Annotated in this window: 23 protein-coding genes; 1 reads left to right on the plus strand and 22 read right to left on the minus strand. The window is 45.8% G+C overall.

Annotation, left to right across the window (positions count from 1 at the left end; genetic code table 11):
- Window positions 1–276: 276 nt before the first annotated feature.
- The 21 genes from G6554_RS07025 to G6554_RS07125 form a co-directional block, all read right to left on the minus strand.
- A complete protein-coding gene (locus tag G6554_RS07025) occupies window positions 277–2,496 on the minus strand; it encodes a S8 family serine peptidase (protein ID WP_207342939.1) in 2,220 nt (739 codons plus the stop codon).
- 141 nt (window positions 2,497–2,637) lie between these two features.
- Window positions 2,638–3,267 (minus strand): uracil phosphoribosyltransferase, encoded by a 630-nt coding sequence (gene upp, locus G6554_RS07030; protein WP_166240159.1) that lies wholly within the window; start codon window positions 3,265–3,267, stop codon window positions 2,638–2,640.
- A 299-nt stretch (window positions 3,268–3,566) separates the two neighbouring features.
- The gene (gene glyA, locus G6554_RS07035) at window positions 3,567–4,808 is read right to left on the minus strand and encodes a serine hydroxymethyltransferase (protein WP_166240160.1); all 1,242 of its coding nucleotides are present in this window, start codon (window positions 4,806–4,808) and stop codon (window positions 3,567–3,569) included.
- Window positions 4,809–4,962: 154 nt separating this feature from the next.
- Window positions 4,963–5,529: a TIGR01440 family protein gene (locus tag G6554_RS07040; protein WP_166240350.1), complete on the minus strand. Its 567-nt coding sequence runs from the start codon at window positions 5,527–5,529 to the stop codon at window positions 4,963–4,965.
- Between the two features lie 28 nt (window positions 5,530–5,557).
- Window positions 5,558–6,004 carry a ribose 5-phosphate isomerase B gene (rpiB, locus tag G6554_RS07045; protein WP_166240161.1) on the minus strand — a complete coding sequence of 149 codons (447 nt, stop codon included), beginning with the start codon at window positions 6,002–6,004 and terminating at the stop codon, window positions 5,558–5,560.
- 124 nt (window positions 6,005–6,128) lie between these two features.
- Window positions 6,129–6,569, minus strand: coding sequence for a low molecular weight protein arginine phosphatase (locus G6554_RS07050; RefSeq protein WP_166240162.1), 441 nt, complete (start codon window positions 6,567–6,569; stop codon window positions 6,129–6,131).
- A gap of 187 nt (window positions 6,570–6,756) precedes the next feature.
- Entirely contained in the window at window positions 6,757–7,314 is a 558-nt protein-coding gene (locus tag G6554_RS07055) for a manganese efflux pump MntP (protein ID WP_166240163.1), read from the minus strand.
- 205 nt (window positions 7,315–7,519) lie between these two features.
- The gene (locus G6554_RS07060; RefSeq protein WP_166240165.1) at window positions 7,520–8,563 is read right to left on the minus strand and encodes an L-threonylcarbamoyladenylate synthase; all 1,044 of its coding nucleotides are present in this window, start codon (window positions 8,561–8,563) and stop codon (window positions 7,520–7,522) included.
- A 185-nt stretch (window positions 8,564–8,748) separates the two neighbouring features.
- Window positions 8,749–9,201, minus strand: a complete 453-nt coding sequence (locus tag G6554_RS07065; protein WP_166240167.1) for a GNAT family N-acetyltransferase — start codon at window positions 9,199–9,201, stop codon at window positions 8,749–8,751.
- Between the two features lie 196 nt (window positions 9,202–9,397).
- Window positions 9,398–10,264 (minus strand): stage II sporulation protein R, encoded by an 867-nt coding sequence (spoIIR, locus tag G6554_RS07070; protein WP_481747913.1) that lies wholly within the window; start codon window positions 10,262–10,264, stop codon window positions 9,398–9,400.
- A gap of 148 nt (window positions 10,265–10,412) precedes the next feature.
- On the minus strand, window positions 10,413–11,342 hold the full coding sequence (prmC, locus tag G6554_RS07075) for a peptide chain release factor N(5)-glutamine methyltransferase (protein ID WP_166240171.1): 930 nt from the start codon (window positions 11,340–11,342) through the stop codon (window positions 10,413–10,415).
- Window positions 11,335–12,408, minus strand: coding sequence for a peptide chain release factor 1 (gene prfA / locus G6554_RS07080; protein WP_166240173.1), 1,074 nt, complete (start codon window positions 12,406–12,408; stop codon window positions 11,335–11,337). Before prfA ends, prmC begins: the two co-directional genes overlap by 8 nt.
- A gap of 167 nt (window positions 12,409–12,575) precedes the next feature.
- Window positions 12,576–13,094, minus strand: a complete 519-nt coding sequence (locus G6554_RS07085) for a hypothetical protein (RefSeq protein WP_166240175.1) — start codon at window positions 13,092–13,094, stop codon at window positions 12,576–12,578.
- Window positions 13,095–13,384: 290 nt separating this feature from the next.
- A complete protein-coding gene (locus G6554_RS07090) occupies window positions 13,385–13,981 on the minus strand; it encodes a thymidine kinase (protein WP_166240177.1) in 597 nt (198 codons plus the stop codon).
- 109 nt (window positions 13,982–14,090) lie between these two features.
- Window positions 14,091–14,306 (minus strand): 50S ribosomal protein L31, encoded by a 216-nt coding sequence (rpmE, locus tag G6554_RS07095; protein WP_166240179.1) that lies wholly within the window; start codon window positions 14,304–14,306, stop codon window positions 14,091–14,093.
- 206 nt (window positions 14,307–14,512) lie between these two features.
- On the minus strand, window positions 14,513–15,775 hold the full coding sequence (gene rho / locus G6554_RS07100; protein WP_166240181.1) for a transcription termination factor Rho: 1,263 nt from the start codon (window positions 15,773–15,775) through the stop codon (window positions 14,513–14,515).
- Between the two features lie 307 nt (window positions 15,776–16,082).
- Entirely contained in the window at window positions 16,083–17,045 is a 963-nt protein-coding gene (gene glpX / locus G6554_RS07105; RefSeq protein WP_166240183.1) for a class II fructose-bisphosphatase, read from the minus strand.
- A 112-nt stretch (window positions 17,046–17,157) separates the two neighbouring features.
- Window positions 17,158–18,444 carry a UDP-N-acetylglucosamine 1-carboxyvinyltransferase gene (locus G6554_RS07110; RefSeq protein ID WP_166240185.1) on the minus strand — a complete coding sequence of 429 codons (1,287 nt, stop codon included), beginning with the start codon at window positions 18,442–18,444 and terminating at the stop codon, window positions 17,158–17,160.
- A 259-nt stretch (window positions 18,445–18,703) separates the two neighbouring features.
- Window positions 18,704–19,372, minus strand: coding sequence for a fructose-6-phosphate aldolase (gene fsa / locus G6554_RS07115; RefSeq protein ID WP_166240187.1), 669 nt, complete (start codon window positions 19,370–19,372; stop codon window positions 18,704–18,706).
- Window positions 19,373–19,471: 99 nt separating this feature from the next.
- The gene (locus tag G6554_RS07120) at window positions 19,472–20,326 is read right to left on the minus strand and encodes a class II fructose-bisphosphate aldolase (RefSeq protein WP_166240189.1); all 855 of its coding nucleotides are present in this window, start codon (window positions 20,324–20,326) and stop codon (window positions 19,472–19,474) included.
- Window positions 20,327–20,583: 257 nt separating this feature from the next.
- Window positions 20,584–20,955, minus strand: a complete 372-nt coding sequence (locus G6554_RS07125) for a response regulator (RefSeq protein WP_166240191.1) — start codon at window positions 20,953–20,955, stop codon at window positions 20,584–20,586.
- Between the two features lie 184 nt (window positions 20,956–21,139).
- Between G6554_RS07125 and G6554_RS07130 the strand changes: the two genes are divergently transcribed.
- Window positions 21,140–21,673: a DUF2529 domain-containing protein gene (locus G6554_RS07130; protein ID WP_166240193.1), complete on the plus strand. Its 534-nt coding sequence runs from the start codon at window positions 21,140–21,142 to the stop codon at window positions 21,671–21,673.
- A 78-nt stretch (window positions 21,674–21,751) separates the two neighbouring features.
- On the opposite strand, the gene G6554_RS07135 is transcribed toward G6554_RS07130, so the two are convergent.
- Window positions 21,752–23,347: a CTP synthase gene (locus G6554_RS07135; protein ID WP_166240195.1), complete on the minus strand. Its 1,596-nt coding sequence runs from the start codon at window positions 23,345–23,347 to the stop codon at window positions 21,752–21,754.
- Between the last annotated feature and the right edge of the window lie 104 nt (window positions 23,348–23,451).

Raw genomic sequence — 23,451 nt, forward strand, 5'->3', positions numbered from 1 at the left:
ATAGACGCATTATTTATCTAAATAATTCTATATGAAAATAATGAAAACCCTATCATTCATACCCTTTGTTAGCATACAATAGGCACCTGTCAATGTCAATGAATTTACGTGAATTAATCCACATACAATTCCCCGTAATTTCTTCCATTTTGGATTTTTTATTTACACTTTCATTGTAGTGTAAATTTTGAACGTTTTTGGTCCATTTTGTGTCCATTTTGTGAACTTTGTTAGATATTTCCCAAAATTGGGGCGAGGTGGGGCTCGGATTGGCCCCTACTCACCCTTTTCATTAATGACAATCATCCTTTCGATAAAATCCTCCTTCCCTTCCTTTTTCGCAAAGATTTTAACTAGATAGGTGCCAGCAGCCGGCAGCATTTCGGTGGTAAGATTCCGGTGAATCTGACCCTTTTTCACATTTGTTATTGTATCTAAGAATCCAACGAATCGATAATCCTCCGGGTTAAACAAAGCAATCCCAAACTCCTCCGCCCCTCCAGGCAAATACACTTCATAGCGGTACTCCCCTGGTCTGTCCCCTTCCGCGAAACCAAACCCCATCACCCTCGGATATCCCGGCTCCTCTAACACATACAAATACGGAATCTGAATCGTCTTTGCCCCCGCCTGCAACTGCAAGAAGCCATCGTGGATCTTCCCTTTAAATACGCTTTGATCCACCATTAACTCCACCGCAACCTCCCTAGACTGCCCTGGCTCTAAGGTAAACGACAGCGGAAACCGCCATGCCAGCCCCTCCACTTTTTTCGGAATCACAAAGGCATACCGTTGCACGTTTTTACTTGTATTTTCAACACGCAAACGAGCATTATGGCTATCATTCTCCCCGGCAAACTTTCCAAAGCGGATACTGCCCGGGGTCACGAGCGATGCTGCCTTGATCGCTTCATCCACCTGAATTCTGCCGGCTCCCTGTTCGTAGGTGCGGTAATAGGGAGATTCAGTCGCAGCCCTGTCCATGTTCACTGATTCCCCCTGCCTCGCCAGCGGTTTCGCCGTATTCATCAACGCTGCCTTAATTTGCGCCGGCGACCAATCCGGATGAGCCTGCTTGATTAACGCGCATGCCCCCGCCACATGCGGCGCCGCCATGCTTGTCCCTTGCAGACTCAAATATCCCCCCGGAATGGTTGAATTTATCGCCACCCCCGGTGCCACAATGTCCGGCTTGATTTCCCACGTTCCCGTCACCGGCCCCCTCGAACTAAAATCCGCGAGCCTGTCCCGCTCTTCATTCACCAAGACTCGCACCGTCACACTTCGCTTTTTCAATTCTTTTTGTAAAATAACTCCGTCACTCCTCGAGAGGGAGCCAACCGGGAGGGTCAGCTGAGTATCGAGATTCCCCATGAAGTTGCCGCTCATATTGTTGTAAATCAGAACCGCTTTAGCACCCGCTTCAAGAGCATTGTTTGCTTTTTCAGTAAAAGTAAGTGTTCCTCTTTTAAGTAAGGCTATTTTCCCTTGCACATTCTTTAACTCACTTTTTCTGCCAATTCCCCCATCGACCACCTCTAATGAGCGATCCAGCGTCCATTTGCCCGAGCCTTCCATCGGCTGGAGGCGCACTCTTTCCTGCCTTCCTTCTATTATTAGGGATGGAATCTCCATCGTTGGGGTCGAGGCTCCGACCGAGATAGCCTTCGACGCTGTTCCCGGCGAGCCGACACTCCAAATATCCGGTCCGGAATTTCCGTTTGCGGCCACCGCGACAATCCCTTTATCCACGGCACGATTGAGCGCCAGGCTGATAGGCAGGTCCGGACCGTTGATATCATTTCCAAGCGAGAGATTGACGATATCGACTTTGTCCTTGATCGCCTGCTCAATCGCTGCAATCACCTGCTCCGTTGTCCCCCCGCCGCCCGGACCGAGGGCACGGTAAGCCACAATTTTCGCTTCTGGGGCCACGCCCTTTATTTTTCCATTTGCTGCAATGATTCCGGCCACATGGGTCCCGTGAATGGTCGCTTTTCCTTGCGCGAGCGTTTCCATCGGGTCGCGATCATTGTCGACAAGGTCGTGTCCGCCTGCATAATTCCGCTTGAGGTCCGGGTGGGTATAATCGACGCCGGTGTCAATGACTCCAACAGTTATTCCCTTTCCGGTGAGCCGTTCATCTTTCTGATCAAAATAACTGCGCACATCGTCGCCGCCAATTATTTTCACACTTTCCTCTGTTTGGGCCTGGTATTGGGTAACAGGGGACACATTTAGGATATTTTTTTGCTGTGAAATTTTTGCAATAGCCGTACGGCTGCCTTCAATTGAAAAGCCGTCAATCGCTTCCCGAAAAACACGGCGCAGTTTCACCTCTTTATACGGACGGAGGAACTGTTTGATTTCCGGCTCGGATTTGGGCTGTTCCAGAAGAACTATCGCAATGGTATCTTGATTTGGTTTCGGAATGGGCGGATGAATGAGTATTTCGGAAGTTTGAATCGTGAGAAGGATCGCTAGCAGCCATTTCATTGGATGAATTCCCCTTTTTTCATAGCGTTTTCTTTGAAGGGGGAAAGTATACAAGTTTTTAAGAGGAGCCGAGTTGTCGTTCGTTCTGCTCCCACCAACTAAAAAAAGCCGAGCGGCATCCGCTCGACTTTTTCCAACCACTTACTTCGTTCCAAACAACCGGTCACCGGCATCGCCTAGGCCAGGCACGATGTAGCCATGATCGTTTAATTTTTCATCCAAAGCAGCGATATAAATATCGACGTCCGGATGTTCAGTCTTCACTGCTTCCACGCCTTCTGGTGCGGCAATCAGGCACATGAATTTGATATGTTTGGCGCCGCGCTTTTTCAAGGCATGGATGGCGTCAATTGCGGAACCGCCTGTTGCCAGCATTGGGTCAACAACGATGAAATCGCGCTCCTCGACATCACTTGGAAGCTTCACATAGTATTCCACCGGCTTTAATGTTTCCGGATCGCGATATAAGCCGACATGGCCTACCTTTGCTGCCGGAATACATTTCAACATCCCGTCAACCATACCAATTCCTGCCCGTAAAATCGGCACCAGGCCTAATTTTTTCCCAGAAAGAACTTTTGATTTTGTCTTGCACACCGGTGTTTCAATCTCGATATCTTCAAGTGGCATATCCCTTGTGATTTCAAACGCCATCAATGTTGCCACTTCGTCGACGAGCTCGCGGAACTCCTTTGTTCCTGTATTTATATCACGTATGTAAGTCAGCTTGTGTTGGATAAGTGGATGGTCGAAGACGTATACCTTTGCCACAATAATCGCCCCTTTTTTTAAAAGTAATCATGCATTCGTCTCATTTTACAGAAAAAATGGCTGTTGAGCAAATCAAAAGCGAAAAGTGGAAGGCGTCCGTTTATCGGCGTATGGCCTGGAGGACTTCGACTGAGATAAAGGAAACACGGGGAACGAAGTGATCCGATGTTGACTTATCGTAGGGAGAAGAGCGAAGTACACTAGCCGATGACGCCTGGAGCTGGACAATTCCCAAAGTCAAAATTATTTTTCCTTTTAAAAAATCGACCTTCCTTAATGGGAGGTCGATTTGCTGGAAATTAGTATTCTGGATAAAGGGTAAATTTATTGGTTAATGCTTCTACACGTTCACGTGCCTCTTCAAGCTTCGCTTCGTCTTCATGATTTTTCAAGGTGAAAGCGATGATGGCGGCGATCTCGTCCATTTCTTCTAAACCAAAGCCACGGCTCGTAACTGCTGCCGTTCCAATGCGGATACCACTTGTAACAAACGGGCTTAGTGTTTCGTAAGGAATCGTATTTTTATTCACCGTAATGCCGACTTCATCAAGTACCTTTTCAGCTACTTTCCCTGTTAGGTCAAGTGCCGTTACATCTACTAGCAATAAGTGATTGTCTGTCCCGCCCGAAACAAGCTTTAAGTCTTCTTTTTGCAGGCTTTCCGCTAAACGCTTGGCGTTGTCGATGATGTGACCGGCATATTCTTTAAAGCTCGGCTGTAAGGCTTCACCAAACGCAACGGCTTTCGCTGCAATCACGTGCATAAGCGGGCCGCCTTGAATGCCAGGGAAGATCGATTTATCAATTTTCTTGCCAAATTCCTCTTTGCAGAGGATCATCCCGCCGCGAGGGCCTCGTAAGGTTTTATGGGTAGTTGTCGTAACAAAATCAGCGTATTGCACTGGGTTTTGGTGCAAGCCTGCAGCCACAAGTCCGGCGATGTGGGCCATATCCACCATTAAGTAGGCACCCACTTCATCTGCGATTTCGCGGAATTTAGCAAAGTCGATTTCACGCGGGTATGCACTGGCACCGGCCACAATTAGCTTTGGCTTGTGTGTCTGCGCTTTTTCACGAACATCATCATAATTGATGCGGTGCGTTGTTTCATCGACACCATATTCAACGAAGTTATATTGAATACCGCTGAAGTTGACTGGGCTGCCGTGTGTTAAGTGGCCGCCATGGGAAAGGTTCATCCCGAGAACGGTATCACCTTGCTCAAGAATTGTGAAATAGACGGCCATGTTGGCTTGTGCCCCGGAATGTGGCTGCACGTTCACATATTCTGCACCGAAAATTTCCTTTGCGCGGTCGCGGGCGAGATCCTCAACGACATCGACATATTCACAGCCGCCATAGTAACGACGTCCCGGATAGCCTTCTGCATACTTATTGGTTAAAACAGACCCCTGTGCTTCCATGACCGCTTCACTCACAAAGTTTTCTGAGGCAATTAGTTCGATTTTTGAGCGCTGACGTCCTAATTCCTTCTGAATTGCTTGAAAAACCTGCTCGTCCGCTTGAGACAAATGCTTCATCCTTAAATCCCCCTCATATGTATGAAAATCACAAACAATTAGAAAATTCCCTCTATATCATACCACGTTTTTCCCCGAAGTGAAGGAAAAAGAATGGTGCCTGACACCATTACTAATCCAACAGTAGTAGAAATGGTGCCTGTCACCCTTTCTACTACGTACAGCTTAGATTGTCTGGTTCTTTTTCATAGACGGCTCTGGCGCCGCCGATTAATTTTGGACGGACTTTTGCTAAGGTGACGTAGGCTTGGCCGACAGTTTTTTGTTTGACGCGAATCGGTACGGCGACGTGTTTCAGGTGCATGCCGATTAACGTGTGGCCAATGTCGATCCCGGCGTCCGCCTTTACGAATTCCACCACGACGGCATCCTCCATATTCGCAAAAGCATGTGTGGCCATCGCCCCGCCTGCTTTTCGGACAGGAACGACCGATACCTCGTCGAAACCATGTCCCAAGGCAACGGAGCGTTCGACGACCAACGCCCGGTTTAAATGTTCGCAGCATTGGAAGGCCAACTGAATACCGGTTGACGCTTGAAGCTTTTGCATCTGCCGAAAGATCATCTCCGCCACTTCAAGGGTACCGGACGTGCCGATTCGCTCGCCAACAACTTCACTTGTACTGCAGCCGACGACTAGCAATTGCCCAGGCTTCAATTCGGCTGCCTCTTTGAAGTCCGCTAAAATTGCCTCAAGCTCTTTTTCCCAATCTTGAATCATAAGCTTAGCCCTTCTTTCAATACAGATATCAGAGATGCTTATTTTCGTATTCCGTAATTTTCCCGACACGATCTGCATGACGGCCGCCTTCGAATTCCTCAGTCAACCAAATTTCTACGATGTCACGGGCGAGTCCCGGGCCAATGACGCGCTCACCCATAGCCAGCATATTCGAATCGTTATGGGCACGCGTTGCTTTCGCGCTAAATGTATCGTGGACAAGGGCACAGCGGATCCCTTTTACTTTGTTGGCAGAAATACTCATGCCGATGCCCGTTCCACAAATCAAAATCCCACGGTCGAACTCGCCGCTCGCCACCTTTTCAGCAACAGGCAGCGCATAATCCGGATAATCGACCGATGTTTCACATTCACAACCGAAATCGACATATTCAATCTTTAATTCATCTAATAAATTGGCGATTTCCTTACGAATATGAATCCCGCCATGGTCTGATGCTAGGGCTACTTTCATGTAAAATCCTCCTATTCCTATTTCCATAATTCTGCTTTCATTTTGACACACTGTGAAAAAAAGATAAAGGGAAATATCCAAGCAAAAAAAATAGCTCCCCATATCAAGAGAGCATCCATTTCAACTACGGTTTTAGTTTTTCAATCGCCTTATTAATTAATTCATTTAATTCACGAAAAGTGGTTTCATACATTCCCAGATTTCCGCCGTACGGATCGACAACATCATGATTAAATGGTTCGCCGCTGTATTCCTTTAAGGTAAACACTTTGACGTGAGCGTCGGGGAATTGCTGCTGTATCGCAAACTTGTGGGACGTGGTCATCGTTAAAATCAGGTCAGCCCATTCCACTTCGGTACCCGTTAACAAATTGGAGCGATGATTGTGCGAAATCCTGTTGTCATCGAGCACCCTCTGTGCATGTGGTGATGCCTCACTTCCGCTTGCGGCATAGATCCCTGCTGACTTTACTTCTACGCCATCGAGGTGTTTATTTTTCAAAATGGCCTCTGCCATCGGACTCCGACAGGTATTTCCCGTGCAAACAAACAAAATGTGCTGCAATATGTTAACCCCCTTTCGTTCTATTATGCCAGATAGATTAGATCCGAACACAGCTAATCCTTGCCTATGTACATTCTACCCCAGCCTATTCACCGAGGAACCCAGGGGCACCTTCAAACATTCCACTATATTTCCATTTTATCATATTTCATTATCGGTGGCCCTATTTGGAGATTCCGGTTGCCTTTTACCCTATTAAGGCGAGCAGCTTTATCCCAAACGCCAGTAAAATGGTGCCGCCAAGTGCCTCACTATACCTCCCAAGCCAGCCTTGTACCTTTCTTCCAAGCAGCAGCCCGGCCCATGTTTGCACGGTTGCCATTATACCAAAGCATAAAATCACCATAATGGTTTTTGCCCCGTATATCCCTAATGTCAGTCCAACGGAAAAACTGTCAAGACTCACACTCAAGGCAAATAATAGTAGGCCAAAGCCAACTGGCGAAATAACCTTTTCCTCTCCCTTTTTCATAGTAGACCAAATCATTTGCACGCCGAGTACAATCAAGAGCAAACCGCCAATCACCGTGGCAAAGACCCCAAACTGCTCTGATAAAAATTTGCCTGCTATTAAGCCTACAAGCGGCATCCATACGTGGAAAAGGCCAATTGTAAGGCCGATATTGAAAATTTTCCTTAAACGCAGCTCGTACATCCCCATGCCGAGCCCGACCGAGAAGGCATCCATCCCCAGCGCAAATGCCATTATTACTAGTGTAACCACTTCACCAACCACTTCAGACATCAACCCCGCCCCCTTGGACTAACTAACCTAAGCATATGCACGTCCAATCTGATTTAGAAGTCACATAGGCGAAACGGAATACCATGAAAAATCGCGCCTTCTACGGTTAATCACCTTAGTATGGTAGAGAAAGTAAAAATGGTGCCTGTCACCGTTAATCATTTATCTACAGTAGATAGCTGAAAAAGGGTGTCAGGCACCATTGTTATTGTGTTATGAGTTTGTTTCCTGCCGCTTTTTGCAGGCGGTTCATGATGGCGGATCCGACGCCGGTTTCGGGGAACATTTCGCTGAAGATGACATCGACGTTTTCCTGATTAAATCTTCGTAACGTGTCGTAAAGGGCGGCGGCAACTGTCTCAAGCTCCGCGCGACGACCGCACGCCAGCACAAGATCGGCCTTATACCCGGACACATTCTCTTCCGTCGTCAGCACCCCGACTTTGAGTCCTTCCGCCCGCTTTTCTTCTATTAAACCTTGGAGATACTCCACACTCCCTGACACCATAAAGAGCGGAGCATTTGGTGCATAATGGCGGTATTTCATACCCGGGGCTTTTGGTCGGGCATTTTCGTCCGTTAACGCAGCATCCACACTAACTTCTCCGACCACAGCCTCTAGCTGTTCTTTTGTCACGCCGCCAGGTCTTAAGATGACCGGAATCGCTCCCGTGCAATCCACAACGGTTGATTCCACACCAACCCCTGTTGCGCCCCCGTCAACCACCCCAGCAATTTTGCCCTCCAAATCGTCCAGCACATGAGCGGCTGTCGTAGGGCTGGGTTTCCCCGAACTATTCGCACTAGGCGCCGCAATCGGCAATCCACAGGTTTTCAACAGCGCCAGTGCCACCGGATGATCTGGCATCCGCACCGCCACCGTTGCAAGTCCTGCTGTCGCCTTTTCCGACAGGACGCCTTCCTTCCTTTTAAAAATAATCGTCAGCGGACCCGGCCAAAATGCGTCCATTAATATTTCAGCCACCACAGGAATGTCAGTGACAAATCTAGTAAGCTGCTTCCGTTCTGCAATGTGAATAATTAACGGATTATCCCCAGGACGTCCCTTTGCCGCAAAAATCTTCGCCACCGCCACGTCACTTTCAGCATTGCCGCCAAGACCGTAAACCGTCTCTGTCGGCAATGCGACCACATCATTTTTTCGTAATACGTCCGCTGCATCCACAACTTGTGGATTACTTTCAAGATTATCCACATACTTATCCACTTTCCACACTCTTGTGTTCATAGTTATCCACCTTTATCCTACATGAATCTTTTATCGAAATTTGGCGAATTTAGACTGAAAGACCCATACTTTTTCACTGAGTACGTTTGAAAGTATAAAAGAAGGTGGGGATAAAAACAAGTTTTATCCACAAATTGTGCATAAGATCAGTGAAAAAGTGGATAACTTTGTGGATATACCCACAACTAGAGGGAAAATTTTAAAAATAACGAGTTATCCACATTAAAAACGTGTCGAATATGCTCTGAGTGGTAAAAGTCCGCGGGTAATTCCTCCTGCTCCCGGTCCAACTGCTGGAAGCCCATCAATTCGAAGAACGGTAGTGCCACACTTTTATTGGTGGCTAAATATAAACGTTTCATCCCTTTTTCTTTTGCCAATTGCACCATTTGATCAAACAGCAAGAAGATCTCCTTATCAGCCTGTCCAGGAGAAACGACTAGGGAACGCAAGAGCCCATTTTCCGCAAATGCCTCCATGCCAAGCGACCCCCTTAATGTACCGTCTTCATTCTCTAGCAGCAGAAAATAGTCAACCGTTTCATCATTTAGTCCATCTGTCCCAAGGTTTGCCCGTGATAGAAACTCTCGTAAACTGCCCAAATCCTGTTTATTCGCCTTGCGAATCATTGCCTGCATCCCATCCACCTCTTTTTAAGATTCTACTCTATTACTATGAAAAACTAGAAAAAATAGAACAGGGTGATCCAGGAATCTAGTAAAATTTTTTCAAAAAGAAAAACGCTAGGGCGCTGGAGCTGGACATTTCTCAAAGTTGAAATTTATACTTTCTTATCTGTAAAGAAAAACCAGCCCCCCAAAAAGGAACTGGTTGTTAATTAAACATTTTCTCCCACATCTCAGCCACAAAAAATTTCACCTTCACCGGCTCTTCATCTTCGGCCGTATACACGGGAGCCGTCTTTTTTGTATGCTTTTTCGACTTTTTCACTTCCTTGTCTTTCCTTACTGCTTTCTGCTTGTCATTGTCCAAGCTGTTATCAACCTCTACCACCTTTTTATTAGGAGTAGACGCCACTTCCTTTTCTTCCCCCTTCTCCTGCTCCATATCTTCTTTCACAGGCTCCATTTCCTTCTTCTCTGGTTTTACGCTCTCATTAACAGGAACTACAACCTTTTCCTTTTCCTTTACCTTTTGCTCAGGGGCTGCCTGCTCACTTACCGTCTCCGCCTTCGCCACCTGCTTTTCCTCTTCAAACCCGTCACTTACCGCCACTCCATTTGAAAAGTCAAGAAAGCATAATGGCGGATAAAGAACGCACCACCAGTTCGCGCCTTCCCCGCTCCCCAATGTAATCAAAATCGCTTGATACTCGCCTGCCGGATATAAAAACTGGCCATATAATTTTGTTGGAAACTGTACTTTACCGAACTCAACCTTCACCGATTGATCCGAGCCCTGTTCGTGCACGACTTTTTCCGCAATGGCCTGAATCTCAGGAAGTCTCGAGGTCATGAGCTTTTTCGCTTCCTGCATCGAGGTTAAATCCTGCACCCAAAGGGTAATTTGCGCATTCACCGCATCACGCACTTTCCGTTTAATCGCTTGATCTTTTTCAAAGTCACTATTTGCCAGAATCCTCAAGCGAATCGCTTCCCCCGGAATCACGATCGACTCCTTCGCCGCCGCTTCCGTCTTCGGCATATATAAACTCAACATTGTTCCCAATGATAAAACCACTAAATATCCCCAAACTATCAATTTGCTTCTCATGCTCCAGCACCGTCCCTTCGCTATCAACATTGTGGACAAAATGCCAGAATCCTAAACTAGTAAATTTTAATATTTTTGCAAAAAGCGGCACTACTACAAAAAAGCCTCGGGATTCTTACACCCCGAAGCCAATCTCCGCAAACACCATGCGATCCTTGCCATTAATATCCTTCACGACTTCTACCTTTACATTCGTAAATTCCTTTTGAAAAAGCTCCGCTACCGCTTCGCCCTGACCGGCCCCGATTTCAAAACATACCAGCGCGCACGGTGCGAGTACTTGCGGCAGCTCCACCATGAATCGGCGGTAAAAATCCAGTCCATCCTCGCCCGCAAACAAAGCTCGATGCGGCTCATGCTCTGTCACCACCTCGGACATCGTCGTTTGATCTCCAACCGGAATATACGGCGGATTGGAAATGACCACATCGAACGCCCCGCCAATAAACGGCGTTAATAAATCCCCCTGAACAAATTCCACCTCAGCCTGAAGGCGGCGGGCATTTTCCCGCGCCACCTCTAAAGATTCTGCAGCAATATCAGAGGCAAACACCGTCAATGTGTTGGTGCCTGACACCCTTTCTACTGCCTTCATAGTGGTATTGGTGTCAGGCACCGGTCTTGTTTCCCATTCGAGTTTTAAACTGATGGCAATGGCGCCGCTGCCTGTGCCGATGTCGACGAGCCTGATTTCCCGGTCGCAGCCAGTGAAAATCCGCTCCATCCTTCTTAAAGCCCCGTAAACAAGTTCTTCTGTTTCCGGCCTCGGAATTAGCACCTCTTCATTAACCATAAACGTCCGGCCGTAAAACTCCTCCGAGCCGATGAGATATTGTACGGGCACGCCATTTCCGTGCTCCCTTACAGCCTGCTCAAAATCAGCCCAAACCGCGGGCGGTAACTCCTCACGCATCTCAGAAAACAGCTGCGCCCTCGACCATCCAGTAAAATGCCGTAGTAACAATTCCCCCGCATTCTCTTCCCGATTCGATTCCAATAAAAAAGAAGAAGCCCATTTCAGAGCTTCGAATACTTTTTTACTCATTTGATGCCTCTTCAAGTCTTCTTGCCTGGTCATCCATCACTAACGCATCAATGATTTCATCCAGCTTGCCTTCGATGATTTGGTCTAGTTTTTGAATGGTCAGGCCAATGCGGTGATCCGTCACCCGATTTTGCGGGAAGTTGTACGTGCGAATCCGTTCAGATCGGTCACCGGTACCGACTGCTGATTTACGAACCTGATCATATTCGGCCTGCGCTTCCTGCTGGAACTTGTCATACACACGCGCACGCAATACCTTCATCGCCTTATCCCTGTTTTTATGCTGGGATTTTTCATCCTGAATCGATACCATAATACCTGTTGGAAGGTGTGTCAAACGAACGGCCGACATCGTCGTATTAACGGATTGCCCGCCCGCACCGCTTGAAGCAAACGTATCAAAACGGATATCTTTATCATGAATCTCATATTCAAATTCTTCTGCTTCCGGTAAACAAACAACTGTAGCTGTCGAGGTATGAATTCGCCCGCCAGATTCCGTTTCCGGAACACGTTGCACCCGGTGTGCCCCGTTCTCAAATTTCAATTTTGAGTAGGCACCAGCGCCATTAATCATAAAACTAATTTCCTTGTAGCCGCCAAGACCAGTAGGGCTCGCATCGATCAAATCTGTCTTCCAGCCCTGTGCTTCCGCATATCGGCTATACATCCGATAGAGGGAACCAGCAAATAAAGCCGCCTCATCACCGCCGGCCGCACCGCGGATTTCAAAGATAACGTTCTTATCATCATTCGGATCCTTTGGAACGAGAAGAATTTTCATCTTTTCTTCCAACTCCGCAATTTGCGTCTCTAGATCATGAACCTCTTCTTTTACCATTTCGCGCATTTCTGCATCTAACTTTTCATCGAGCATTGCCCTTGCATCTTTGTGCTGCTCCTTCGCCTCTTTATATTGGCGATACGTTTGCACCGTTTCTTGTATATCAGATTGTTCTTTTGAAAATTCACGAAGTTTTTTTGAATCATTAATAATTTCGGGGTCGCTCAAAAGTTCGTTTAACCTTTCGTAGCGATCCTCCACTGATTGTAGACGATCAAACACAGTCATTCACCTCAAGTTTTAGTCCATAACATTCTAATTATAGTATAGGTGAAAACCAGCGTCAAAACCAAATTGCGGGAGAAATTTTTTATGGGAGATATTGGAGGGCTTATTTTTGGAAAAAATCCCGCTGCCATTGAAAAACATGCTCTAAAAATCAGAGCATGTTATCTGCGGTCTTCCTTCACTCGCACTTCAATATTGTATCTTGGCAAGGCCTGGATTAGTTTCTTATGGAGGCGTGCTTCGGCGGCAACTTTCCCTTGGTCAGAAAGCATGCCCTTCTTATAAACAGACACCCACATCCGGTCACCATTGATCCAAACAGAATCCGTGACATATTCCTTCGTGTCAGCTATCACTTGCTTGGCCTTGTTGATATCCGTGCCATGATTCCCGGCACTGGCTTCACTTCCGCTTCCCGTATGCTTTAGATCAAGGAAGTTCGGATTTTGGTTGGTGATATCATCTTCGACTAAATGCTGTTCGTTCTTACCTCGATTGCGATTGGACACATTTTCTGGTATATCCTGGTCATTCCCGCGATTGGACATGTAATTAGGAGCTGTGCGGTCGGAACGCAGGTCGTAGGCTTCCTCATCCGCACTGCGATTATTATTTTGGCATCCACTAGCTGTTAGGACGGAGAGCGAGATGAGCGAGAGAAACATCCACCTTTTCAGCATATTACACCCCCTATCACTATCATGCCCGCCAGGAGGCCAAGCTTGCCGAGGGAAATATTTCCAAGACGGGAGGGTGATTCCGCCGGCATTTGGATTGATTCCGCAAACCCGGTTATTATTCCGCCAACTTACACCACAATTCCGCCAAGCCCCATTTTCCTCACAAAAAAACTGCCCCAGAGAACCAACTCCAAGACAGTGTTTACATTATTAACGGTGTCAGGCACCATAAACTGCTTTTGTACAGTGTTTATACCATTATTGGTGTCAGGCACCATTAACAACGTACACTATCGTACGGTAGCGGGTGCGGTTTTTGGGACTTCGTGGTGATGGCGACAGCGGGGCTCGTAGGCCTCCGATGCTCCGACTAGTATGACCGGGTCATGATAGGATGCGGGACGGCCGTCAATTAACCGCTGGGTCCTGCTTGATGGTGATCCACAAACCGTGCAAACTGCCTGCAGCTTCGTCACCGATTCCGCAATCGCCATCAACTTCGGCATCTGCCCAAACGGCTCACCGCGGAAATCCATATCGAGGCCGGCACAAACCACACGATGACCGCTATCGGCCAACTGTTGAACCACCCGGACAATCCCCTCATCAAAAAACTGAATTTCATCAATCGCAATAATATCCATATCCGCCTCAACATGATGAAGAATCTCAATTGAATGGGAAATGGGCCTCGCATGAAAGGAAGATCCATTATGGGAAACTACAGACTGCTCACTGTAGCGATTATCAATTTTCGGCTTAAAAACAGCTATTTTTTGTTTCGCAAATTGTGCTCGTCTGACGCGGCGAATCAATTCTTCCGATTTTCCAGAAAACATACTGCCGCAGATAACCTCAACCCATCCGCTTTGCTTCATTAAGTACATAAAACGGTGTCTCCTTCCTAGCAAACCCTTATAGATCTATAATAAAATTTTTAAATTTAGTAAATAAAAAACAGGCAAGCGACTTACTTCTTGCCTGTACGTTTCACGATTATTGTTGCTGTGGAGTCTTAATGCCGTATTTTTTGTTGAAACGGTCTACACGTCCGCCAGCTTCAGCGAATTTTTGACGACCAGTATAGAATGGATGACATTCTGAACAAGTTTCAACACGGATTTCATTCTTCACTGAACCAGTTTCAAAAGTATTTCCGCATGCACAAGTCACCTGTACCATTTTATAATTTGGATGAATTCCTGCTTTCATTCTTTTCATCTCCTTCCGCCCTGAATCATTCGAAACAGAGTTATGGTAAATGCTTGTCAAAAAAACAAGCAGCAATATACTAAAAACACACTGCAACCATTATAACAAGGTCAACTTATTTTGGCAAGTTGGGATTTGCTGGTTTTTTTTGAAAAAGGAACCTAACTTTGCTCCCCAACTAGGCAAGACCTAGGAGTCATTTTCTTCTAGCGCCTAGATTTTAACTCTTCCCCAAGCTGAGCGAAAAATTCTTCATTCGACTTCGTTTGACGTAATTTTTTCAGGAAACGCTCGGCAAAGTCTGGTGAGTCTGACATTGACTTCCGAATGGCCCATAACTTATCCAAATGATCCTTTGGAATCAACAATTCTTCCTTACGTGTACCGGAACGGCGAATATCAAGCGCAGGGAAAATCCGGCGCTCAGCAAGCTGACGGTCAAGATGCAGCTCCATATTACCTGTCCCTTTAAATTCTTCATAAATAACATCGTCCATCCGGGAACCGGTATCGACCAATGCCGTTGCGAGAATCGTCAAGCTGCCGCCCTCTTCAATATTACGAGCCGCCCCGAAGAAACGTTTCGGACGGTGGAACGCCGCCGGGTCAATCCCCCCGGAAAGTGTCCGGCCGCTTGGCGGAATCACAAGGTTATAGGCCCTTGCAAGACGTGTAATGCTGTCCATTAAAATAACCACATCGCGTTTGTGTTCGACAAGACGCATAGCCCGGTCAAGCACAAGCTCGGCCACTTTAATATGGTTTTCAGGCACTTCATCAAAAGTCGAGCTGACAACATCACCAGCAACGGAACGTTCAATGTCAGTAACCTCTTCCGGACGTTCATCGATTAACAACACGATCAACTCAACATCAGGATGGTTTGTCGTGATGCTGTTGGCTATTTCTTTTAGCAACATCGTTTTACCCGCTTTTGGCGGCGCCACAATTAATCCCCTTTGTCCAAAACCGACCGGTGTGATGACATCCATGATCCTTGTTGAAAGATGTTTTTGCGTTGTCTCAAGCGTGATCTTCCGATTTGGATATAAAGCGGTTAACGCAGGGAAATAGACACGCTCTTTCGCCGATTCCGGATCTTCTCCGTTTACCGCCTCAACGTGCAACAAGCCGTAATAGCGCTCATTTTCCTTTGGCGGACGAACCTTACCAGAGACCTTGTCCCCATTCCGAAGATCGAAACGACGGATTTGCGACGCTGAGATATAAATATCCTCGGAACTCGGCGAATAATTAATCGGGCGCAAGAATCCGAAACCTTCCGATTGGATGATTTCAAGGACACCTTCCATGAAGAAATACCCCTGCTGTTCAGCACGGGATTTTAAAATCGCAAAAATTAATTCTTTTTTTGTTAATTTGCTGTAATAGGTCACCTTATATTCGCGTGCAAGCTCATAAAGTTCCTTCAGCTTCATATTTTCTAAACTAGATATTGTTAAGTCCATTTGTGCACCACACTTTAAAATTTTTCCATCAAACCGCTTATTTTTTAGACAGCGGGAGATTGTAAGTAAAATAAAAATTAAGAGTTAGAGGAATTGAATGGGAAGTAGATAAAGAAATGAATAGAATGGCAGAAATTATGCACACTAAAAACAATTACTATTTTACCCTCTGTACGAAAAATTAATCAACTACATTTACATATTTTTTAAGTTGGAAATTTTTCCTATGAATGAATTGGTGCCTGACACCCTTTGCACTATCTCCGTGCAGTTATTGGTGTCAGGCACCATTTTTCCGCTTTTCGTGTTATTTAATGACTAGGTTTGGTTTTTTCTTGAGGCTGTGGCGTCCTTCGATGAAGCGGACGGTGCCTGATTTAGCGCGCATGACGACGGAGTGCGTGGAGCCGTATGAGCCTTTGAATTGCACGCCGCGTAATAGTTCACCGTCTGTGACACCTGTCGCAGCAAAGATCGCATCATCGCCTTTAACTAGGTCTTCCATTCGTAATACGCGGTTCACATCCAAGCCCATTTTGATGCAGCGCTCAAGCTCCGCATCACTTTGCGGCAATAATTTTCCCATGATTTCGCCACCAAGACATTTAAGTGCAACTGCCGAAAGGACACCCTCCGGTGCACCGCCAGAGCCGAACAGTATATCGACACCGGTGTTATCGAAAGCGGTATTGATGGCGCCGGCTACATCGCCGTCATTGATCAATTTAATCCGCGCTCCCGCATCACGAAGCTGGGCGATGATATGTTCATGACGCGGACGATTCAAGACCGTTGCCACCACATCCTGAATATCCTTGTTTTTCGCCTTCGCCACAGCTTTCAGGTTGTCCAAAACAGAAGCATTAATATCAACGCAGCCAACGGCTTCAGGGCCAACAGCAATTTTTTCCATGTACATATCCGGTGCATGCAGCAAATTACCATGGTCGGCAACTGCAAGAACGGCTAAGGCATTCCAGCCGCCCGATGCTAAAATATTCGTTCCTTCTAACGGGTCAACGGCAACATCCACACGCGGGCCGTACCCTGTACCAAGTTTTTCCCCGATATAGAGCATTGGTGCCTCGTCCATTTCCCCTTCACCAATGACAACCGTTCCTTTCATTGGAACTGTATCAAATACATCACGCATCGCTGATGTTGCAGCACCATCGGCCTCATCCTTCAGCCCACGGCCCATCCAGCGGGCACAAGCAAGAGCAGCTCCTTCTGTTACACGAACAAGTTCCATCGTTAAACTTCTTTCCATCAGTTCCATCTCCCATTTCCTCTTTTGTCTATCTACGCAGAGTCAATTAAAGCTTACGTGTTTGCTAGGTGTTTCTACACTTGAAAGAACTATCTTCACAATCGGCCACACCTTACGTGTTTTTAAGGTGTTCTAGCTCTTCCTTTGTTAAGGCTTCCCGCCAAGCCGTGGCACCAAGGCCGTTTAATTTTTCAACGAGATTACTATAGCCGCGGTCGATATGCTCAAGCCCTGTGACTTCGGTAACACCCTCGGCCATCAGCCCGGCAATAACGAGCGCCGCCCCTGCTCTTAGGTCGCTTGCTTTCACTTTAGCGCCCTGAAGCTGAATCGGGCCATTAATGATAGCGGAACGTCCTTCCACCTTAATATTTGCATTCATTCTTCTCAATTCATCAATATGTTTAAAACGGGCACCATAAATTGTATCGGTGACAACGCTGGAACCTGTGGCTTTTGTTAAAAGGGTCGTAAACGGCTGCTGCAAATCCGTTGGGAATCCTGGATACACCAGCGTTTTAATATCAACCGCTTTCAATTTAGCTGAACCGTCAACAAATACCTGGTCATCACCAGATTCAACGTGCACACCCATCTCTCGGAGCTTGGCAATCAACGATTCTAAATGCTGCGGGATAACATTATCAATCAATACCCCTTCACCCACAGCGGCACCTAAAATCATATACGTCCCCGCTTCAATCCGGTCCGGAATAATCGTGTGGCGGCAGCCGTGCAGTGTATCCACACCATCAATCCGAATAACGTCCGTTCCGGCGCCTTTAATTTTTGCTCCCATATTGGTTAACAATGTGGCAACATCGATAATTTCAGGCTCTTTCGCGGCATTTTCAATGACAGTACGGCCTTTGGCCCGTACGGCCGCAAGCATGATATTAATCGTTGCACCAACGCTGACAACATCAAGGTAAATGCGGGCACCGCGCAGTTCATCTGCACGTAAATAAATCGCGCCCTGCTCATTCGTGATTTGGGCCCCAAGTGCCTCAAACCCCTTTATATGCTGATCAATCGGCCTTGGCCCCAGATGGCAGCCACCCGGAAGACCGATAACAGCCTTTTTAAAACGACCAAGCATGGCACCCATTAAATAATAAGAGGCACGCAGCTTTTTCACTTTACCGTTTGGCAGCGGCATAGAAATCATCTCAGAAGGGTCGACTGTCATTTCCTCATCTGTCATTTCCACTTTCCCGCCAATTTCCTCAAGCAGGTCTTTCAAGATTTCGACATCTGAAATATGTGGTAAACCTTCGATTGTTACTGGTGATTCTGCTAAAATAGTCGCTGGAATTAAGGCAACAGCACTATTCTTTGCTCCACTGATGCGAACCGTCCCCTTTAACGGATATCCGCCCGCAATTTTAAGTTTTTCCATTTTCGACTCCCTTCTAAGCCTATGTAAGTCATGACCGTATGCTGGAATGGGGGGCCTTTTTAGCGGGAAAGCACCTATTTTTAACTGCGCTTTTGCCTTTTAAAAAAGACCCCGAGTCCCAAACTTGGCTTCAGGTATATTTTTCCAACAATAAAAGTCAAATTCCGACAGCTTGTCTATTCTTTAGTTTACACGAAAATTCTATTTTCATGTATCGAAATTAAAAAAATTTACATCGAAATGGAAAAACCGTGGAAACTTACGCGTTTGTGTGAGTATTCCAATCCTTCAGGAAGCCTTCCATTCCTTTGTCGGTCAATGGATGCTTCGTTAACTGTTCAATGACTTTGTAAGGAATTGTGGCAATATGAGCACCTGCCATCGCTACACGCGTTACATGGTCCGGATGGCGAACAGATGCCGCAATGATTTGTGCATCCAAGTTATGAATACGGAATAATTCTGCAATCTTCGCTACTAATAGTACACCATCTTCCGAAATATCATCAAGACGGCCTAAGAATGGAGAAACGTAGCTTGCACCTGCGCGAGCTGCCAAAAGTGCCTGGTTCACAGTGAAGATCAATGTCACGTTGACTTTAACGCCTTTTTTGGCAAGATAACGAGTCGTCTCTAAGCCAGCCACTGTCATAGGAACCTTGATGGTAACTTTTTCATCGCCGCCATTAATTTTGATCAGTTCATCTGCTTCTGCCATCATTTGTTCCGCTGTTTCCGCATATGGAGAAACCTCTGCAGATACTGATTCTACTTCAGGGACAGCTTGTAAAATTTCCTCGATTCGATCTTCAAATTTCACGCCTTCTTTAGCAACTAACGATGGATTTGTTGTCACACCGGATAAAACACCCATTTTATAAGCCTTTTTAATATCAACTAAGTTTGCAGTATCAATAAAAAATTTCATCGTTTTCCCTCCAAATTTCGACTAAATTTTCAGTTTTCCATTTACACACTGAAACCGCCCTCTTGCCAAGGGCGGTTATCAATAAAAAAAGTCTTTTGGTTACGCTCTGTTTGATGAACCGAATTCGCGCATTTTGCCGATAACTGTTGCTTTGATAGCGTCGCGAGCTGGGCCTAAGTATTTACGTGGATCATATTCGTTTGGTTTTGCTGCTAATGTTTCGCGCACTGCTTTTGCAGAAGCAATTTGGTTTTCTGTATTTACGTTGATTTTAGCTGTTCCAAGTGAAACAGATTTTTGGATATCCTTCGTTGGGATTCCAGTACCGCCATGAAGCACTAATGGCATATCAGTAAGTTTACCAATTTCCTCCATTTCAGCAAAACCAAGTTTTGGTTCGCCTTTGTAAGGACCGTGAACAGAACCTAATGCAGGTGCAAGGCAATCGATGCCTGTGCGCTTCACTAGTTCAACACACTCATTAGCGTCTGCATAGATAATGCTTCCAGAAACATCGTCTTCTTGCCCGCCGACAGTTCCCAATTCTGCTTCAACAGAAACACCTTTTGAATGCGCATATTCAACTACTTTAGAAGTAATTTCAATGTTTTCTTCAAATGGGTGATGAGAAGCATCGATCATAACAGATGTGAAGCCGGCATCAATCGCCTCTTTACATTTGTCAAAGCTTGAACCGTGGTCAAGGTGAATTGCCACTGGAACAGTAATTTTATAATCTTCAAGTAAGCCTTCAACCATTTTTACAACCGTTTTGAATCCGCCGATATAACGGCCTGCCCCTTCAGAAACACCAAGAATTACTGGTGAATTTTCTTCTTGAGCCGCTTGAAGAATTGCTTGTGTAAATTCTAAGTTATTAATGTTAAATTGCCCAACAGCGTAGCCTTCCGCCTTCGCTTTATTAAGCATGTCTTTCATGGATACTAAAGGCATTTCTCTTCCTCCTTAAATTAGGTTGCTCTCATTTCGAAACAGGGTCTTCCCTAACAGGTTTTCCCTCTGAATTGACGATTATGTATAAATCGAAATGAATGTCAGCCTGTAAAAGTTCATATGTATCATAACAAATCAACGGAGGAAATACCATAAATCCAACCCAGTTTTTTAAACTGTCATAATGAAAGCGCACCCATTGACCAACACATCTTTTTTCAAAAAAAACCACCTGGAAAAAGGCAAACTTCCCCTATTTAATTCGCCTTTTGAGGAATATGTTTGCGCACAGCTGCCCTGATATCATCAATATCAAAAGGTTTGGCGAAATGGGTAATCGCACCAAGGTCTTTGGCTTCCTGAATCATATCCAATTCACCATAGGCAGTCATGATAATGACACGAATATCCTGATCAATGACTTTCATTCGTTTTAAAATTTCAATTCCGTCCATTCCCGGTATTTTCATATCAAGCAGCACAAGATCGGGATTATGCTTTGTCACAATATCCAGTGCCTGAACTCCATTTGCTGCTTGGAACGTTTGATATCCTTCTTTTTGGAACACCTCATTTAGCAAAATGCGAATGCCAAATTGATCGTCGACAATTAAAATCTTTTCCTTCATTAACTCCACCTCTTCCTTTTGATTTTTAAATGGATGAATTTCTATCACTTGTAATAATTCTACTTTGTGTGGGAACTTTCCTGCCTGTTTTTCTTCCACAATAGTGTTATTTTGTGGAAATTGGCTTTTATTTTTGTCTTTTTGTGAAAAAGCTTATAATAAGGTGGTGAGAAGGAGGGTTTTTATGTTAAAAATGTTTACGACCCAATTAACAGGAATTTTCAAAAAAATAGATGAAAAAGAGGAATTTTCATTCGAGGATGGGGCACGTTTGCTTGCTCAAGCTCCTGTCGGGGACGGATCTATCTATCTTTTTGGCGCAAAAGAAATGAAAGCGGTCGAATATGAGGCGCTGGAAGGCGCTGAGCCCTTTACGGGAGCGAAGCCGTTGTCTGCGACGAGTGTAGAGCAACTTACCGACGCTGATCGTGTCGTGATTTTCACGCGGACTTCCGCTGATGTGGAAGCTGTTGCACTGGGAAAACAGCTCCGCGAAAACGAGATTCCCTTTGTAGCGGTTTCGACCGTGATGGATCCCGAAGCTGAAGGCAATTTGGCGGAACTAGCCGATGTCCATATTGATTTACGGCTGACCAAAGGCATACTTCCCGACGAGATGGGAAATCGCTATGGATATCCCTCCGGGGTGGCGGCATTGTTCGTTTATTATGGTTTAAAATTTACGATTGATGAGATGTTGGCGGAATATGAGGAGTAAAAGCGGCCCTTTTTGGGTCGCTTTTTTTTTAAAAAAGACCAGTCCCCCCAAACGGAGAACTGGCCATAACGCACGTATTTATTTTTGAAGCGAAGCTTGAATGAAATCTCGGAATAACGGCTGTGGACGCGTTGGTCTTGAGACAAATTCCGGATGGAACTGGGAAGCGACGAACCATGGGTGGTCCGCAAGCTCGATAATTTCAACCAAACGACCGTCAGGGCTTGTCCCGGAGAAAATAAATCCGCGGGCTTCCATTTCTTGACGATAGTGATTGTTAAATTCATAACGATGACGGTGACGCTCGTACACCACTTCATCATCATAGGCAGCAAATGCTTTTGTTCCTTCAATCAAACGGCAAGGGTATAACCCTAAGCGCAAGGTCCCGCCCAAATCCTCGACATCCTTCTGCTCTGGAAGTAAATCAATAATTGGATGTGCTGTCGTTGGTAGAAATTCCGCTGAGTGGGCATCTGAATAGCCAAGCACATTACGGGCAAACTCAATCGTTGCCAGCTGCATCCCTAAACAAATACCAAGGAATGGCTTTTTCGTTTCACGTGCATAGCGGGTTGCTTCAATTTTCCCTTCAATCCCGCGGTCACCAAAGCCGCCAGGGACAAGCACTCCATCCACATCGTCAAGCAGTTCCGCAACATTTTCTCTTGTTACTTCTTCGGAATTGATCCACTTAATTTCCACATCGGTATCAAACGCATAACCGGCATGCTTCATGGCTTCAACAACAGAAATATAGGCATCCTGAAGCTCCACATATTTACCGACAAGACCGATACGCGTTTTATTGGAAAGGTTCATCACGCGGTCCACTAACGCCTTCCATTCCGTCATCTCTGCTTTATTCGTTTTTAATTTCAAATGATCGCAAACAATTTGATCCATATTTTGCTCTTGAAGTGCCAGTGGAATCGAATAAAGGGTATCAGCATCCTGACATTCGATGACCGCTTTCGCATCAATATCACAAAACAGGGCAATTTTATCCTTCATATCCTGTGAAACAGGCATTTCCGTCCGAACAACGATAATATTTGGCTGAATTCCAAGGCTGCGAAGCTCTTTTACACTGTGCTGTGTCGGTTTCGTCTTCATTTCACCAGCCGCTTTTATGTACGGAATCAGCGTACAGTGAATGTACATAACATTTTCGCTGCCAATATCGCTTTTCATTTGACGGATCGCTTCTAAAAATGGCAACGATTCGATATCCCCAACCGTACCGCCGATTTCAGTGATGACGACGTCAGCATTGGTTTCATTGCCGGCGCGGAAGCAGCGTTCCTTAATTTCGTTGGTAATGTGCGGAATAACCTGTACCGTTGCACCCAAATAATCGCCGCGGCGCTCTTTACGTAACACGGTTGAATAGATTTTTCCTGTTGTTACGTTTGAATACTTGTTTAAATTGATATCAATAAAACGCTCATAGTGGCCAAGGTCTAGATCCGTTTCCGCGCCGTCACCGGTTACAAACACTTCACCATGCTGGTATGGACTCATGGTTCCTGGGTCGACGTTAATGTACGGGTCAAATTTTTGAATCGTGACACTCAGTCCCCGATTTTTCAATAAGCGGCCTAGTGAGGCAGCGGTAATCCCTTTTCCAAGTGAGGATACAACCCCACCGGTTACAAAAATATACTTTGTCATACAAATTCCCCCTTCATTACAGTGTGTGCATTATTCAGGTAGTTTAAGGATTTTCCTGAAAAAATATGTCCCTATTGCTCCAACAAAACGAAAAAACTCCAGCT

It is taken from the genome of Bacillus sp. MM2020_4, assembly GCF_011250555.1.
In the GTDB taxonomy this organism is placed as follows: Bacteria; Bacillota; Bacilli; order Bacillales; family Cytobacillaceae; genus Neobacillus.